Origin of the sequence: Streptomyces sp. NPDC048473, from assembly GCF_043200155.1 — a bacterium.
Lineage (GTDB): Bacteria > Actinomycetota > Actinomycetes > Streptomycetales > Streptomycetaceae > Streptomyces.
Genome location: NZ_JBICXE010000176.1, coordinates 1 through 1,684, shown reverse-complemented (window position 1 = coordinate 1,684; position 1,684 = coordinate 1). Strand labels below are relative to the sequence as shown.

Below are 1,684 nucleotides of genomic sequence, written 5' to 3'. Positions count from 1 at the left end.
CCTGCTGCGTGAGTGGCAGGGCCAGACTCGTCATGTGGCGATGGGTGAGTGGGTCGGTGAGACCGTCGGGCCGGACGTGTGGGAGACGTGTCGGGATCTGATCCCGGCGGGGAGTGTGTTCGCGTTCTTGGCCGAGCATCGAGGGCGGCTGTTTCCGGCTCAGATGTTCGCGGACATGTATCCGTCGGCGAACGGGCGGCCCAGTATGCCGCCGCAGATCCTGGCCGCCGCGATCACTGTGCAGGCCCTGCACGGGCTGTCGGACTTCGAAACGGTGCAGGAACTGCGGTGCGATCTGCGGTGGAAGGCCGCGTGCGGGCTGGGCCTGCATGACATGGCGTTCGATCCGTCGCTGCTGGCCTACTTCCGCCGCCGGCTGGCCCGTTCCGCCCGTCCGAACCGGGTGTTCGAGGCTGTACGCGAAGTCGTCAAAGCTACCGGGGTCATCAAAGGCAAGCACCGGCGGGCGCTGGACTCCACCGTGCTGGACGACGCGGTCGCCACCCAGGACACCGTCACCCAGCTCATCGCCGCCGTCCGGGCGGTGATCCGCGAGGTCCCCAAAGCCGCCGAGGTGGCAGCGGTGCGGTGCACCGCCCATGACTACTCCGACCCGGGCAAACCCCGCATCGCCTGGAACGACGAGCAGGCCCGCGCCGAGCTGGTCGACGCGCTGGTCACGGACGCGCTGCGGCTGCTGGGCCACCTGCCCGAACAGCAGCTCGGGGAGAAAGCCGCGAACGCGGTGGGCATCCTGGCCCTGGTCGCCGGACAGGACGTCGAGCCCGCCGAGGACTCCGACGGCCGTGACGGACGCTGGCGTATCACCCGGGGCACCGCCCCAGGCCGGATGGTCTCCACTGTCGATCCCGAAGCCCGGCACGTCCACAAGACCCGTAGCCACCAGCAGGACGGCTTCAAGGCCCACCTGGCCATCGAGCCCGAGACCGGGTTATACACCGCCGTCGCCCTACGACCCGGAGCCGGAGCTGAGCACCACGAGGCCGCCGTCGGCCTCGAACTCCTGGCTGACGAGGACGAACCGGTGGACGCCTTCGGGGACACCGCCTACTCCACCGGCGACGCCCGCCAGGCCCTCGGCGAGGCCGGACACCGGCTGTTCCTCAAGCCCGCCCCGTTGCGGCCTGCTGTCCCGGGCGGCTTCACTCTCGACGACTTCATCATCGACACCATCGCCGCCACCGTGACCTGCCCCGCCGGACACACCGTCGGCCTGTCCGGGCCCGGCGGGCAGCACCACCAGCGCAAGGCTGTCTTCAAGGATCTGTGCCCCGGATGCCCCCTGCGCGAGCAGTGCACCAAAGCCAAGGCCGGCCGCATCCTGACCATCCGGCCGCACCACGACCTCCAAGCAATCGCCCGCCACCAGGCTGCCACCGATCCCGACTGGCAGGCCGATTACCGCCGCTGGCGACCACCCGTCGAACGGGCCGTCGCCTGGATCGTCCACCACGGCAACCGAAAACTCCGCTACCGCGGCACCATCAGCAACAACACCTGGCTCCACACCCGAGCCGCCGCCCTCAACCTCCGCCGACTGATCAACCTCGGACTCACCCACACCGGCACCACCTGGGCCATCGTCCCCAACACCGCATAGCAACAAGGGGCACCCCTGCCGGGACGCCCCTCCAACAACCAAGATCTTCATCGGCCTTCTAGG

Annotated in this window: 1 protein-coding gene; it reads left to right on the top strand. The window is 69.4% G+C overall.

Annotation, left to right across the window (positions count from 1 at the left end):
- The first annotated feature begins 40 nt into the window (after positions 1–40).
- Complete coding sequence (locus ACGFU7_RS48055) at positions 41–1,621, top strand: IS1182 family transposase (protein ID WP_393705132.1); 1,581 nt, start codon at positions 41–43, stop codon at positions 1,619–1,621.
- Positions 1,622–1,684 lie beyond the last annotated feature (63 nt).

Excerpts from the sequence above, each read along its gene's own strand:
- ACGFU7_RS48055 (WP_393705132.1), top strand. The coding sequence starts at position 41 with ATGGGTGAGTGGGTCGGTGAGACCGTCGGGCCGGACGTGTGGGAGACG.